This is a genomic window from Pedobacter sandarakinus, assembly GCF_026240095.1.
GTDB lineage: Bacteria > Bacteroidota > Bacteroidia > Sphingobacteriales > Sphingobacteriaceae > Pedobacter > Pedobacter sandarakinus.
In genome coordinates, this window is sequence record NZ_JAPIVG010000002.1 from 622,853 (window position 1) to 636,864 (window position 14,012).

Annotated in this window: 12 protein-coding genes; 2 read left to right on the plus strand and 10 right to left on the minus strand. The window is 38.7% G+C overall.

Translation table 11 applies throughout. The features are described from left to right. Window positions 1–3 precede the first annotated feature (3 nt). The 4 genes from OQ268_RS08345 to OQ268_RS08360 all read right to left on the minus strand — a co-directional run bounded on the left by OQ268_RS08345 (window position 4) and on the right by OQ268_RS08360 (window position 6,166). Window positions 4–1,788: a phage tail sheath family protein gene (locus OQ268_RS08345; protein WP_265855666.1), complete on the minus strand. Its 1,785-nt coding sequence runs from the start codon at window positions 1,786–1,788 to the stop codon at window positions 4–6. A 17-nt stretch (window positions 1,789–1,805) separates the two neighbouring features. Then, complete coding sequence (locus OQ268_RS08350; protein ID WP_265855667.1) at window positions 1,806–2,909, minus strand: hypothetical protein; 1,104 nt, start codon at window positions 2,907–2,909, stop codon at window positions 1,806–1,808. Then, on the minus strand, window positions 2,906–3,514 hold the full coding sequence (locus OQ268_RS08355) for a DUF4255 domain-containing protein (RefSeq protein WP_265855668.1): 609 nt from the start codon (window positions 3,512–3,514) through the stop codon (window positions 2,906–2,908). The genes OQ268_RS08350 and OQ268_RS08355 overlap by 4 nt, the downstream gene beginning before the upstream one ends. Window positions 3,515–3,880: 366 nt before the next feature. Beyond that, on the minus strand, window positions 3,881–6,166 hold the full coding sequence (locus OQ268_RS08360; protein ID WP_265855669.1) for a GH92 family glycosyl hydrolase: 2,286 nt from the start codon (window positions 6,164–6,166) through the stop codon (window positions 3,881–3,883). A gap of 225 nt (window positions 6,167–6,391) precedes the next feature. Between OQ268_RS08360 and OQ268_RS08365 the strand changes: the two genes are divergently transcribed. Continuing rightward, on the plus strand, window positions 6,392–7,075 hold the full coding sequence (locus OQ268_RS08365) for a 3'-5' exonuclease (protein ID WP_265855670.1): 684 nt from the start codon (window positions 6,392–6,394) through the stop codon (window positions 7,073–7,075). Then, window positions 7,060–8,511 carry a DUF294 nucleotidyltransferase-like domain-containing protein gene (locus OQ268_RS08370; protein WP_265855672.1) on the plus strand — a complete coding sequence of 484 codons (1,452 nt, stop codon included), beginning with the start codon at window positions 7,060–7,062 and terminating at the stop codon, window positions 8,509–8,511. The genes OQ268_RS08365 and OQ268_RS08370 overlap by 16 nt, the downstream gene beginning before the upstream one ends. 167 nt (window positions 8,512–8,678) lie before the next feature. Here OQ268_RS08370 and rplT read toward each other — a convergent pair whose 3' ends face one another. The 6 genes from rplT to OQ268_RS08400 all read right to left on the minus strand — a co-directional run bounded on the left by rplT (window position 8,679) and on the right by OQ268_RS08400 (window position 13,990). Then, window positions 8,679–9,023, minus strand: a complete 345-nt coding sequence (gene rplT / locus OQ268_RS08375) for a 50S ribosomal protein L20 (protein ID WP_029285460.1) — start codon at window positions 9,021–9,023, stop codon at window positions 8,679–8,681. Window positions 9,024–9,098: 75 nt separating this feature from the next. Further along, complete coding sequence (gene rpmI / locus OQ268_RS08380) at window positions 9,099–9,299, minus strand: 50S ribosomal protein L35 (RefSeq protein WP_010600880.1); 201 nt, start codon at window positions 9,297–9,299, stop codon at window positions 9,099–9,101. A 29-nt stretch (window positions 9,300–9,328) separates the two neighbouring features. Next, window positions 9,329–9,898, minus strand: coding sequence for a translation initiation factor IF-3 (gene infC / locus OQ268_RS08385; protein ID WP_051691975.1), 570 nt, complete (start codon window positions 9,896–9,898; stop codon window positions 9,329–9,331). 17 nt (window positions 9,899–9,915) lie between these two features. Further along, window positions 9,916–11,841, minus strand: a complete 1,926-nt coding sequence (gene thrS, locus OQ268_RS08390; RefSeq protein ID WP_265855673.1) for a threonine--tRNA ligase — start codon at window positions 11,839–11,841, stop codon at window positions 9,916–9,918. Window positions 11,842–12,234: 393 nt separating this feature from the next. Beyond that, complete coding sequence (locus OQ268_RS08395) at window positions 12,235–13,134, minus strand: hypothetical protein (RefSeq protein ID WP_265855674.1); 900 nt, start codon at window positions 13,132–13,134, stop codon at window positions 12,235–12,237. A gap of 118 nt (window positions 13,135–13,252) precedes the next feature. After that, window positions 13,253–13,990 (minus strand): (Fe-S)-binding protein, encoded by a 738-nt coding sequence (locus tag OQ268_RS08400; RefSeq protein ID WP_265855675.1) that lies wholly within the window; start codon window positions 13,988–13,990, stop codon window positions 13,253–13,255. Window positions 13,991–14,012 lie beyond the last annotated feature (22 nt).

Genomic DNA, 14,012 nt, shown 5'->3' on the forward strand with positions numbered 1-14,012 from the left:
GTTTTATGATTTTGCTAGTAAGTGAGAAAATTTAAGAATGATGAATTCTGCCGGGCGTACAGCAGCCATTCCAATCTCAACGATTAATCTGCCTTCCAGGATATCAATTGAAGACATCGTTATGCCCAAACCTACATTCACGAAATACGCATGTTCTGGTTTTGCTCCTGCCAATGCACCCTGACGCCATAATTGATTGAGAAAGTTCTCACACATGGTTTTTACCCTCATCCAGGTCTTTGCATCATTAGGCTCGAAAACTACGAATTCTGTTGCTTTCTTAACCGATTCTTCTACCATTATGAAAAGTCTGCGTACAGGAACATAACGCCATTCGTTATCATTTCCGGCCAATGTCCTTGCACCCCAAACTAGCGTGCCTTTTCCTGCAAACTTTCTAATTACGTTTATGCTTTTTCCACTTGTAGGGTCAACATTCAGGTAATCCTGTTCATCATCACTAATATTCTGCAATGGTTTGTCTACCGTTCTAATGCTCACATTAGCTGGAGCTTTCCACACCCCTCGTTCCTGGTCTACACGAGCCATAACGCCTGTCACCATCCCTGAAGGATAAAGTGCTACCGTATATCCATCAAGCGCCTTTTTGATCTGGTAAAATAATGGAAAGTTTACAGCGTCGAAGCCACCCTGTAAAAAGTTACCGTCCAAAGAAATGCTTACCGCTCCCCCCTTTGGATCGTAAACGATAGGAATGGCATTGCCCGATATTCCTGCTTTTAACGCTGTAATAGTAACTACCTTTCCGCTGGAATCAGCCACGATTATCGTTTTCAAATCATCGTTGTTATTGATGGCATCTTTCAAATTTTTAGCTGTAGTTGTATTGGATGACGCAATCGAAACACCCTCCGTACCAAAAACCAGACTTATACCAGCAATACTTATAGATTGACTATCAATGGTATCGGCATTGATAGTTATTTTAGCGGTAGAAGCAACAGCCGTTTGAGCGGAGGCTTTTATGATGTCTGTTATTGGTTTCTTAACATCTCCAACTGGCTTGTAAATTCCAAGGTTATCTCCACCTCTGTTGTCTTCTGCAATTAAAATCATTTCATCTACAACCCGGTTGTAGACAACACTACTCTGTATTCTAGGATAATATGCTGCTCCGTATTTTAGATTATCGGCACTCACGTAATCATTACGAAAGGCATCCGCTACTTGAAATAATGTTGCTGGTGTATTTGGTTGTATTACATCCAGGATAGCAAAGCGATCTTGCAGCTTTGAACATTGAGATAGCATGGCATCATACAGCTCTTTAGTTTCAGCTGCAGCGGTTAAGGCAGTAGCCTCGGGAACGGCCAGCAACGTAACCTCATCTTCTTTTTCGCAAGCAATAAGACCGTTTTTAAGTTCTGTTTTATCAATATTGGGTGCTCCAGCATTATACGTTCCAACAGAGGTAACGTAACATGTACCACCACCATTTTCATAGAACATTTTTACATGGTAGTACAATACATACCCCGATAAAGCTGTTGCAGGTGAAATTGTAACCTTGGGTACCTGCGATCCTAAATCAGGTTCATCGATAATTACCTCTAAAGTTTCAGGGAAACCGCTCCCAAAATACATTTCATATTCAAGAAGTGAAGTAATTCTTTGCGGGATATTAATATCGAAAGCAACGCCATTTTTCTCTCGTTTGGCTGTGTAGCCTACGAAAGCAGGTACTGCCGTTTCAACCTGTGCAATGGATGATGGAATCGTTGATATCTCATCAACATAAACTCCAGGATGTTTGAATGTTAGCGCCATATCGTATTTGTTTTTTTTTAAACGTATATGTATATTTTACTTTCCTCTCCAACTTGCGTTTCTGGCCTAGGGTTAGGCAAATCACTGATGAGAATTACCTCGTTGGTGGGATCTTTTTTAGTTAATTGCAATCCAGTTTTTACACGACTGAAAAAAGGAATTTTAGCGCTACTCGTAAACAAGATTTTTTCGTTTGCATCCACTTTATTAATTGGTTCGGTATCTGAAGACTGAACAGTTGTGCCAGAAAATGTGTACTTAGCATAGGCAGAATTTCCCTCTGGGGTGCCATCCTTACTATTATCCTTTAAAAGTAATTTGAAATCCTCAAGGTCTATTCCTGTTCGATTTACAATGTAATATTTCCAAATGGTCTCTTTCCTGATAAATTGCATCAGGAATTTATTTTCAGTGATTACATCATCTGCAGGTGGTATTCGAAGATCGAGAACACCAAAAATAGATGCACTGCTCAAATCGGCGCTTTTATAAACCTGGTAGGTCTGAAGGTCTGCCCCTGTTCCTGCTGATTTCTTAATTGAAATTTGATATAAGCCATCTGGCAGCTTTGAAAAGTTAAGTGAACGGGTAAATAGATTCTGATTGTTTTTCGCTATTTCGTATGGCCCTGAAATGGGCATTCCATCCGAATCGTATTCAACGATATGGTTACTGCTCGCTGCCGAACTCACTTTTAAACTTACCTTTTCATGGCCTTCTTCAATAAACGCTAGGTAAATGCCATTAGAAATAACATCATCAAGAATGGTGTATTCGAGGCGCTGATCCAAACCTGTATTTGTAAAGTATATCTTCTTATTGCTACCGAATTGTTTTGAAGGCGATTTATGTAAATTTGTTATGCCCAAAAACTTAGCTGCAGACTTAAGTTTAATTCCAAATGTTAACGGCGTTTTTGCAATCTCTATTATGGCATTCAGGTCGCCATCTACTTCACAAATTAGGTCGAACCCTGATGATATTGGCTTGTATAGCCAATGTTGGTTTCGCATTATACGCATGCTATCAGCTGTTGGCATAAAGGATAGATCCTCACACAAATTATCTTCGTAGTAGTTATGGTTTACACTCAACGAGAAAAATTTGCGGTAAGCTGTCATAATTTAGTTTTTGTGTTGAGTTGGATGCGCTCGATGATGCCACCTGGAACCAACTGAACATTTTCTTGTATGGTAAGCATCCTTATTTTATATAATACTGAAGGCAAATAACTGTGACCAATAATGCTCCAGAAGTGGTTCATCTGTTCAAAGTTGAAACTGAACAGTTCTACTGCAAGCTTCTCGATGTTACGATCTATCGCCGCTAAGCTTGGGGAATTTGACTGCGTAAATACGCTTTTACTTTGAAAAAACGCAATCACCTGGGAAAGTCTTTTCAAGCCTTCCAGATAGTCGAGTCTCGGTGTTTCGGTATCTTCATAGTGAAAATTTGCTGAAACAAGCACAAATAAATTGAGGTAAATATCCGGGTTTCGGGTCTCCAAATCTCCTTGAACATTTCTTACGGTAACCCGCTGATCTTTTGCAAATCGATCTTCTTCAATGTTCATTAAAGTTAGACCCAATGTCTTATCTGGAATGGCAAGTTTCCCATCGTACACGATACTTGATACCACGAGATAATCATCTACAGTTGTACCAGCCAAGTGGTTGAGATGGGCATTAACTTCTTTCGAAATAAAATCAAGAGCCGTGTTAATCATCTGTTTTTTGATAGAGTGAGCATTAGACAAGTAAGTGATTATCATAAACTTATGCACTGGAGTGCGATTAGTTATTAACATCACAAAAAAAAGTTTTCAACCGACAGAATTATAAAAAATACTCCAAATAGGAATGTTAAGCCTGTTTTTAACGCTTCAGCAAATAATTAATCATTTAGTTATCAACATTTTGGTTATGGTTAAGACAAAACAAAGTATAAAAAAAGATCGTAAGAATGTGGGGAACAAAATCAAACAGATTATTAAACAAATAAAAATCAAGTAGTTACAGTATTATAAAAAATACAAAGCATAAAAAAACCGCTGAATTTTAGTCAGCGGTTTGATCTCAATGTGGAGCGTATTTTATTTTTTTGGCTTAGCGCTCATGTAAAAGGTTAACTTACCACCTTCTGCGATATCAGCATGTTTGATGCTATGATCTTTGATTTCCTTACCATTCAAGATTACTTTCTGTACGTATACATTTTTATCGCTCTGATTCATTGCTTCTATTGTAAACGTTTTATTGTTTTCGAGGTTAATGGTAGCCTTGTTTACCAATGGGCTTCCCAATTGATAAACGTCTGAACCTGGTGCCACAGGATAGAAACCCATCGCTGAAAACATGTACCAGGCACTCATCTGTCCACAATCGTCGTTACCGCCTAACCCATCTGCGGTTGGCTTGTACTGCATATTTAGGATATGCCGGATTTGTGCCTGTCCTTTATAAACTTCGTCAGTCCAGTTGTATAAGTAGGCAACATGGTGTGCAGGCTCATTTCCATGCACGTATCCACCAATAATCCCTTCCCTGGTGATATCTTCGGTATGTGCAAAAAATTCATCAGGCAAGTGCATACTAAACAATGAATCCAATCGGTTAGCGAATTTCTTTTTGCCACCCATTACCTCTATTAAAGATGAAGGATCGTGTGGAACAAAGAAACTGTAATTCCAGCTATTTCCTTCGATAAAGCCCTGCCCTTCTGTGTCTTTGGGGTCAAAAGCCTTTTTGAATTTACCATCAGCCAAACGTGGGCGCATAAAACCAGAAGCACTGTCGTAGTTATTTCTCCAGTTTTGCGAACGCTTGATAAATTCATTGTATACATCCATTCGATTAAGATTCTTAGCAAGCTGGGCAATTGACCAATCGTCGTAAGCGTATTCTAAGGTATTTGAAACTGAAACACCACTTCGCTCTGCCGGGATGTAGCCTTTATCCATATACAAACCAATACCCTCGTAATCACGGTGCTTTGCAGTTACCACGCAAGCATCCAATGCTTTATTCGGATCGCCCGTGTAAGTGCCTTTAATAATCGCATCGGCAATAACCGAAACACTATGATATCCGCTCATACACCAGTTATCGTTCGCATAATGAGACCAAATAGGCAACATATGCAGGCTACTTTGATCGTAATGTGCTAGCATAGATTTCACCATATCATCACTACGGCTTGGTTGGATAATGTTGAAAAAAGGATGCAAAGCCCTATAAGTATCCCATAAAGAAAAAGTGGTGTAGTTGGTGAAACCATCAGCTTTATGAACGCCTTGATCTAACCCTTTGTACTCCCCATTAATATCTGTATAAGTAGTTGGGTTAATAAAAGCATGGTAAAGTGCGGTATAAAAATTGATTTTATTATCATTAGACGTAGCGACTTGAATCTTATTTAATTCTTTATTCCATGATGATTGCGCCTGTTTTTTCACCTGATCGAAATCCCATCCCGAAATTTCTGAACGCATATTTTGCAGTGCATTTTCTTGACTAACAGGAGATAGCGCAAACTTTATTTTTATCTTTTCGCCCTCTTGTGTATCAAAGTCAAAAAACATTTTAATCTTTTTGCCTGCAATCTCCGGAAAGTTTTGCTCCTGATTAAACTTACCCCAAAATCCTCTATACGCTTGCTTTGCATCGTAGCTTTTACGTCCGTAGCTTTTAAAAGGCTTAGAAAAACTCATGGCAAAATAGACAGTCCTGGTCCTGGCCCATCCATTGGTTTGGCGATATCCGGTAAGGAGCGTATCATTCACAACCCTAACGTAAGTCCATACGGTTTTCTCTTCATAATTGTAAATACCAGCCATTAAGTCTAAAATAATATGCGATTGATCTGACTTCGGAAAGGTATATTGATGCATCCCAACCCGTGTGGTAGCTGTTAACTCTGCTGTAATGTTATCGTCATCTAACTTTACTTTGTAGTAGCCCGCTTCTGCTTTCTCATTCTCGTGCTGGTAAGCTGAACGATACCCACCTTTTGGATTAGAAGCCGTGCCAGGATTAAGTTGTAACTTACCTTGGGTAGGCATAATCAAGAAATCGCCAAGATCTGAATGGCCTGTACCAGAAAAATGAGTATGACTGAAACCTACAATGGTTTTGTCTTCATACTTATAACCAGCACAATATTTGTAAACGTCGCCATTATATTTACCATTAACTTCATAAGATAAAGTGTCTGTTTCCGGACTCAGTTGTACCGCACCAAAAGGAACCGTAGCCCCTGGGTAAGTATGTCCCATTTTCGAAGTTCCAATAATTGGTTTTACATACTGTACCAAATTCTGCTGCGCCGAAGCAAACATGGCAGGAAGCATACAACATGAAAAGAGAAATTTTTTAATCATAATAGATATTGAATTGAGCTTGTTTTTGAAAATCCTAAGGTATAAAATATATCATTAAACTTTATGGACTAGACCACTAAAACGTTTTAATTATTCAAAAAAATACAAATGTAACTTGTATATTGCTTTTAGCATCCCTGCAAGTGTTACGCTAACGGATTATGAAGCCATAATTCTTTATATTTGGTATCAGGGCTAGGTGTTTAATTATAATTTATTTTACAATTGCAAGATTTTTACCTTTTTGTAGATACTGAAACTTCTGGTTTGCCTAAAGATTGGGATGCACCTTATTCTGCGGAGACCAATTGGCCACATATCCTTCAAATTGCGTGGATCATATTTGATCGAAATTTTAAGGAAATTAAACGAGAAAATTATTACGTTAAAGCGGATGGAATTATCATTGATAAAGCTGCACAGAAGATTCACAAGCTATCACCCGAATTCCTGGAAACCAATGGTGAGCCCCTGGAAAAGGTGATGAATATATTTAACCTGGATTTTTTAGCATACCAGCCTTTAGTAATTGGTCATTTTATTGAATTGGATTATCATATGGTAAATGTTTCCTTATTTAGATTACAACTGCCAAATCTATTCGAGCAAGCCCAATTTTTTTGTACGATGAAAGCGAGTGCAGCCTTTGTACGCAACCCTACTATTAAATTTCTTAAACTTGGAAGATTTTACCGGATACTATTTAATGCAGAAATGGATGATACCCACGATGCCCTTGCCGATGCCGAACATACCGCTAAAATATTTTTTTACCTTTTAGCAACTCAGAAGATTAGCGTTAATTCCATTTATGCCCAAGAGCATAATTTTACAGAGACGTTTGCAGATAGAAGGAAGTCATTTCTTAAACGCTTATCGAAACGATTTTTTCCATGGATAATAAGTTAGCAGACCGCATTTACACTTCCAGGATTGGCGATATTACTTTCAAAAAGATTGTGAGCTGCATGGCCAGCACCCCAATATTTGAGGCGGCTAAAATTATGGCGGAAAATAAAACAAGCTGTATTTTTATTACAGATGAAGAAGGCAACTTCAAAGGTTTTATAACCGACATTATTTTGCGTGATCAGGTAATAGCGAAACAACTTGACGTACAAGTCTCGGTGAGTACAATCATGGATCCGAACATTGTAACCATTTCACCACATTCATTTGTATACGAAGCAATACTGATGATGTTTGGAAAAAAATCCAGATACTTATTAGTTGAGGATAATGGTGCATTTGTGGGTTTTTTGAGCAGGAATAGGTTGTTGAGCGAGCAGGCAGAATCTCCACTGGTGTTTATACAATCGGTAAAGTCTGCTGCAAGTTTATCAGACTTAAAAAACAAATGGCAAAAAGTTCCGCATATCGTTGCCCAATTACTTGACAGAGGTGTCCATGCAAAGATTGTCAACGAAATTGTAACAACCATTGCTGATACCATATCTTTTAAAATCATTGAAGAAACCATTGTTAAGTTAGGCACACCGCCAGTCAAATTCGTGTTTATGGTGCTGGGCAGCGAGGGACGAAAAGAATTGAGCTTAAAGACTGACCAGGATAATGCGATCTTATACGAAGACACCACGGACAGTAGAAGAGCTGAAGTAAGATCCTATTTTCTGGATTTTGCGACACAGGTATCGGATAAACTTAATTATGTGGGCTTTGTATATTGTGATGGTGACTATATGGCAACGAACCCCAACTGGACGCATTCCCTATCGCATTGGAAATACAATTATAAAAACTGGATAGAGGAAGCGTTACCAGAAACTGCGGTAAAATTTGCGGCATTTTTTGATTGCAGAGCAATTTATGGCGACCTATCTTTAATGGAAAGGCTACGGGCTTTCGTAGATGATGAGTTGCAGAAACCCATTGAGAAGTTCTATGTTTATTTAGCAAAAAATGCCCTTCTGTATGTACCCCCACTAACTTACTTCAGGAACATCAGAACGCAAAAGATAGCAAAAAAAGAAGTTTTTGATATTAAGACAGCAATGACACCAATAGTAGATCTGGCTCGGGTATACGCATTGCAAAACCGTATTTTTCAAAATGAAAACACTGGTGAGCGCTTAAAAAGACTAAAGCAAATCGATGTTTTTAACGAACAACAATATAACGACCTCAACCATGCCTACTATTATTTGATGGCTTTGCGATTAAAGCACCAGGCAAACCTGATCATTGAACAACATGCAGAGCCAAACAATTTAATTGAGGTAGACTCCCTAACAAAGATTGAGAAAGTTACCTTGGTAGAAATCTTTAAGATTATCTTAAATTTCCAAAGTGGCATGCGGATGAAATTCACTAACACATTAAACTAACTTACTTTTGTAGCATAGTTTAGTAATAATGCTATCATTTACTTCCCTTTATCAAATAACACTGCCTAAAGTATTTTTCTCAGGAATTACGGAAAAATGCAACCAATAAAAAAAGGGAACCGAATCGATTCCCTTTTTTAATATCATTGTCGCCGAAGCGAAAATTTCTATTTTACTGCATCAATTACAGCTTTAAAAGCTTCTGGGTGATTCATTGCTAAATCAGCCAATACTTTACGGTTTAAACCGATTTCTTTTGAAGCAAGTTTACCGATTAATTGAGAGTAAGAAATACCGTGCTGACGAGCACCTGCATTAATACGTTGGATCCATAATCCGCGGAATTCTCTCTTTTTAACTTTACGGTCACGGTATGCATATTGCAAACCTTTTTCAACTGTGTTTTTAGCAACCGTAAAAACCTTACTTCTTGCGCCCCAATAGCCTTTGGCCATATTTAGGACTTTTTTTCTTCTTCTTCTCGAAGCTACTGCGTTTACCGAACGTGGCATGTTGTTGTTGTTTTTTGGTAAGCGGCGTTCCTTTTCTCGGAAACTTTAAAGCCTGATACCTGGTGAATTAATAAATTACTTTCCGATACAAAGCATACGTTTAACGTTACCTGAATCTGCATCTGTTACAATTCCTGCATTTCCAAGCGCACGTTTACGTTTAGTACTCATCTTTGTTAAGATGTGACTTTTGTATGCTTTGTTTCTTTTGATTTTACCTGTTCCAGTAAGCGAAAAACGCTTTTTAGCACTGGAATTGGTTTTCATTTTTGGCATAACCTGTTTTTTAATTTATAAACCTATTTTTATTTTTTCGCTACTTTAGGTGCAACTGTTAAGAACATACGTTTACCTTCTAACTTAGGTAACAATTCTACTTTTCCTACATCTTCCAAAGCCTGGGCAAACTTTAATAATAAAATTTCTCCCTGTTCTTTGTAAACAATTGCTCTACCTTTAAAATGCACATAAGCCCTAACTTTCTCACCGTTCTCTAAAAAGCTTACAGCATGTTTTAGTTTAAATTGAAAATCGTGATCGTTGGTATTAGGACCAAAACGAATTTCCTTAATTACAGTTTGTTTAGCATTGGCTTTAATTTCCTTTTGCTTTTTCTTTTGTTCGTAAACAAACTTGCTGTAATCAATAATCCTACAAACTGGCGGAACAGCATTTGGCGAGATTTCAACCAAATCTAATTCCAGTTCATCAGCAAGTGCCAAAGCTTTGGCCAAAGGATAAATCCCTGGTTCAACATTATCGCCAGCCAAACGCACTTCAGGCGATTTAATGTACTGGTTAATGTTATGTTCTGCTTCTTTTTTCTTAAAAGGTGGACGCGGTCCCCTATTAAATCCTGGTCTTCCTAATGCCAAATGTGTATTAATTTAATTTAAACTGTTATTTCTTTTCTTAGTATTATGTTGAATGCTTCCAACGTCATCTCGCCCAAATCTCCCTCACCATGTTTTCGTACTGAAACTTTGTTTTCAGCCATCTCTTTATCACCGATAATGAGCATGTAAGGGATTTTCTTAACTTCAGCATCACGGATCTTTCGTCCGATTTTCTCATCACGAAAGTCAATCAGCCCGCGAATATCGGAATTATTTAGTTCATCTAAAACTTTTTTTGCATAATCTTCATATTTTTCTGAAATAGGAAGAATAATAAATTGTTCCGGACTTAACCAAAGTGGGAAGTTTCCGGCGCAATGCTCTATTAATACGGCAATAAACCGCTCTAGTGAACCAAATGGTGCCCGGTGAATCATTACCGGTCGGTGTTTTTGGTTGTCGCTACCAGTATACTCAAGCTCGAAACGTTCTGGTAAATTGTAATCTACCTGAATGGTTCCCAGTTGCCATTTTCTACCCAAGGCATCCTTAACCATAAAATCGAGCTTTGGCCCATAGAAAGCAGCTTCTCCGTATTCAACCACGGTATTTAGCCCTTTCTCTGCAGCGGCTTCGATAATTGCTGTTTCAGATAATCGCCAATTTTCATCAGAACCAATATATTTTGCCTTATTATCTGGGTCTCTTAACGAAATTTGAGCCGTATAGTTTTCAAACCCTAAAGATTTAAATACATAGAGCACCAAATCGATTACTTTTTTGAACTCGTCTTTCACTTGCTCTGGCATACAAAACAAGTGTGCATCATCTTGAGTAAATCCTCTAACACGTGTTAAGCCATGTAACTCACCACTTTGCTCGTAACGATAAACGGTACCGAACTCTGCAAAACGAACAGGTAAATCTTTATAAGAGCGAGGTTTCGTTTTATAAATTTCGCAATGATGCGGGCAGTTCATCGGTTTTAAGAAAAACTCCTCCCCTTCTTGTGGTGTTTTTATTGGCTGGAAAGAATCTTTACCGTATTTTTCCCAATGCCCGGAGGTAACATACAAGTTTTTATGGCCGATGTGAGGTGTAACAACCTGCTCGTAACCAGCTTTAGCTTGCGCCTTAGTTAAAAAGTTCACCAATCGCTCACGCAAGGCCGTTCCTTTCGGCAACCACAACGGCAAACCCATACCTACTTTTTCTGAGAAGGCAAATAATTCTAACTCTTTGCCAAGCTTGCGGTGATCGCGTTTTTTAGCCTCTTCAATCATGGCTAAATATTCAGTTAACTCGCTTGCCTTCGGAAAGGTTACACCATATATCCTGGTAAGTTGTTTTTTTGTTTCATCGCCACGCCAATATGCACCGGCAACATTCATCAGTTTTACTGCCTTAACAAAACCGGTGTTTGGAATATGTGGGCCGCGGCATAAATCTGTAAACTGACCTTGAGTATAAAAAGTGATTTTACCATCTTCTAATCCATCGATTAAATCAAGTTTGTATTCATCGCCCTTTTCGGTGAAATATTTTATGGCATCAGCCTTACTTACGCTTTCGCGGGTAAAGGTTTCTTTTTGCTTAGCCAGCTCGATCATTTTGGTTTCAATGGCTTTAAAATCATCTGAAGAAAATTCCTTCTCGCCAAAATCTACATCGTAATAGAAACCTGTTTCTATCGCCGGACCGATACCAAATTTAGTACCTGGATAAAGCGCTTCTAACGCTTCGGCCATTAGGTGGGCAGAGGAATGCCAGAATGTCGATTTTCCGGCGGCATCATTCCAGGTTAGCAACTTTACGGATGCATCAGCCTCAATGTGGCGTGTAGCATCCCAAACTTCGCCGTTAACCTCTGCGGCTAATACGTTGCGGGCTAAACCTTCGGAAATGGATAATGCAATTTGATGGGCAGAAGTGCCCTTTTCGTACTGACGAACGGAGCCATCAGGTAAAGTAATGTTAATCATCTACAACTATGATTTGTTCCTAATCCTTTGTTGATTAAAATTTCGGAACGGTTTAAAAATAAATTAATTCTCAATCACATACCAAGTGATTGTTAGTTGTGGCGAAGATAAGGAAATTATTGGTATGGAAGTGCAAAGAAAAATCGCTCTTCTGCCAAACATTGATGGTGGCCAATGCATTACATTAAAGCTATCTGGACCCTATTGCTTATCCATTTAAATAGGCGAAAGTCTGGTGTGTAATAGCCCTGATGGACGTGGAAAACCCGGAGCGCAGCGAGGATTTGAAACAACAGCAGGAAGAAAATAACCTATGAATAACTGGCTTTGCGCTTCAAAAAAAAAGCCTGCTCTATAAATTAGAACAGGCGTTAAAATATGTCCAAACGATGGTTATTGACCGATTACAATTGACCTGGTAGCGCCACCCCCACCTGCTGGCCTGTTTTGTCTAAAACGTTTCATCATGTTTTCCATTTTAGTTTTATACTCATCTTCGGTGATGAGTTTGGCTTTTTTGGGCGCCGTAACATCTTTAGCACTTACACCTCTGTATTCTATGCTTTTGGCTACAGTGCTATTTCCACGACCTTCGATAGCTAAAACAGTTCCTTCAGTCCACATTTTTGGATTTGGAGAGAAATTGAAACCAAGATCGGTAGTGTACCAGATGTGTGTTTCCTCTGTTACTTCTTTATCCATATCCATAATTTTTATAGACCTGGTAGATTTTACGATTACCTCTTTACAATCGAAACCAATTATTTTTTTGGAAGCATCGGTTTTTACTACTTCTATTTTTGGTGGTGCAACAGGTTTTGCTTTTGTGGTATCGTTTTGATTACCGCCCATTCTAAATGAACCCACTGGCCCGGATGTAGACAAAGTTAGCTGGCTAGGCATGTAATAGGTGGTATCATTAAGATCGAAAACCTCAGTCAGTTTTTGATCGGCAAAAGTATAGTAATACTCACGGTTACCGCCACCTCCACCGAAACGCATCATCATTCTGCCAATGCCGCCACCGCCGCCGCCTGCTCCATTGCTATCTTCTACATCCTCTACGGGCATATAACTGGCATTGGTTGCATTAAACAACAGCTCGAAATTGCTTTTACTAGATGAAGGCATTCTTGCTTTCATCTGATCGGGGATTTGAATACCGCTAGCAGAAGCCATTGCCGCCGGATCTACGGTGGTTTCAAATTGAATGGCACCAGAGGTTTTCTTTTGCGCATCTGCGGTAGATGCAATGGCTAAAACGCTAAATAACGCCAGAAAAATTTTTTTCATTTTGTTTTATGATTTGCTTGTTGGATGCCTAAACTTGAAAAAGGTTTAACAAAGGTATCAGACATCATTGCCTAATCTTGTTAAAAAATGTTAAAACCAAATTATAACTGTAAATACGCTAATACTCGATAGGTTCTAACCAACCATTACATAACACATCGGCGATGTGCATGGTTTTTATTGGAAGGTTATTTTTGTCTATGTACCCCTGCAAATGCAATAAGCAAGATAAATCGGTAGAAATAATGTAATCGGCATTTTGGGCCAGTGCATTGTTAACCTTCTGCTGTGCCATTGCTGATGAGATGGCATCGAATTTAACGGCAAAGGTTCCGCCAAAACCGCAGCACATGTCGGGGTCTTGGATTTCGAGCATTTCCAATCCATGCACTTTAGAAAGCAACTGGCGTGGCTCATCTTTAATTTTACATTCCCGGAGGGCGCTGCAAGAATCATGATATACTGCTTTTCCTTCCAATTCGGCGCCGAAATAGTCTTTTTTGGCCACATTCACTAAAAAATCAGATAGCTCCCAAATGTTCGACTGCAGTGTACGACACTTATTATGTACGATAGTATTGGTAAACAGATCGTTAAAACCGCCTTTAACCATTCCTACACAGGATGCTGATGGTGCCACTACGTAAGTATTTTCAGGAAAATCGTTTAAAAATTTTGTTCCAACTTCTTTTGCTTCATCCCAATATCCAGCATTATAAGCAGGTTGGCCACAACAAGTTTGTTTTGCATTGTAGTTTACTTTGCAACCAGATTTTTCTAACAATCGTAAGGTATTGAATGCTGTTTCAGGATATAATTGATCGACAAAACAAGGGATAAATAATTCTACTTTCATAATACTTCTGGCAACAAACTTA

Bases quoted from the DNA above. Each gene is read 5' to 3' on its own strand.
- OQ268_RS08345 (WP_265855666.1), bottom strand. From the start codon at position 1,788: ATGGCGCTAACATTCAAACATCCTGGAGTTTATGTTGATGAGATATCA.
- OQ268_RS08350 (WP_265855667.1), bottom strand. From the start codon at position 2,909: ATGACAGCTTACCGCAAATTTTTCTCGTTGAGTGTAAACCATAACTAC.
- OQ268_RS08355 (WP_265855668.1), bottom strand. From the start codon at position 3,514: ATGATTAACACGGCTCTTGATTTTATTTCGAAAGAAGTTAATGCCCAT.
- OQ268_RS08360 (WP_265855669.1), bottom strand. From the start codon at position 6,166: ATGATTAAAAAATTTCTCTTTTCATGTTGTATGCTTCCTGCCATGTTT.
- OQ268_RS08370 (WP_265855672.1), top strand. From the start codon at position 7,060: ATGGATAATAAGTTAGCAGACCGCATTTACACTTCCAGGATTGGCGAT.
- rplT (WP_029285460.1), bottom strand. From the start codon at position 9,023: ATGCCACGTTCGGTAAACGCAGTAGCTTCGAGAAGAAGAAGAAAAAAA.
- rpmI (WP_010600880.1), bottom strand. From the start codon at position 9,299: ATGCCAAAAATGAAAACCAATTCCAGTGCTAAAAAGCGTTTTTCGCTT.
- thrS (WP_265855673.1), bottom strand. From the start codon at position 11,841: ATGATTAACATTACTTTACCTGATGGCTCCGTTCGTCAGTACGAAAAG.
- OQ268_RS08395 (WP_265855674.1), bottom strand. From the start codon at position 13,134: ATGAAAAAAATTTTTCTGGCGTTATTTAGCGTTTTAGCCATTGCATCT.
- OQ268_RS08400 (WP_265855675.1), bottom strand. From the start codon at position 13,990: ATGAAAGTAGAATTATTTATCCCTTGTTTTGTCGATCAATTATATCCT.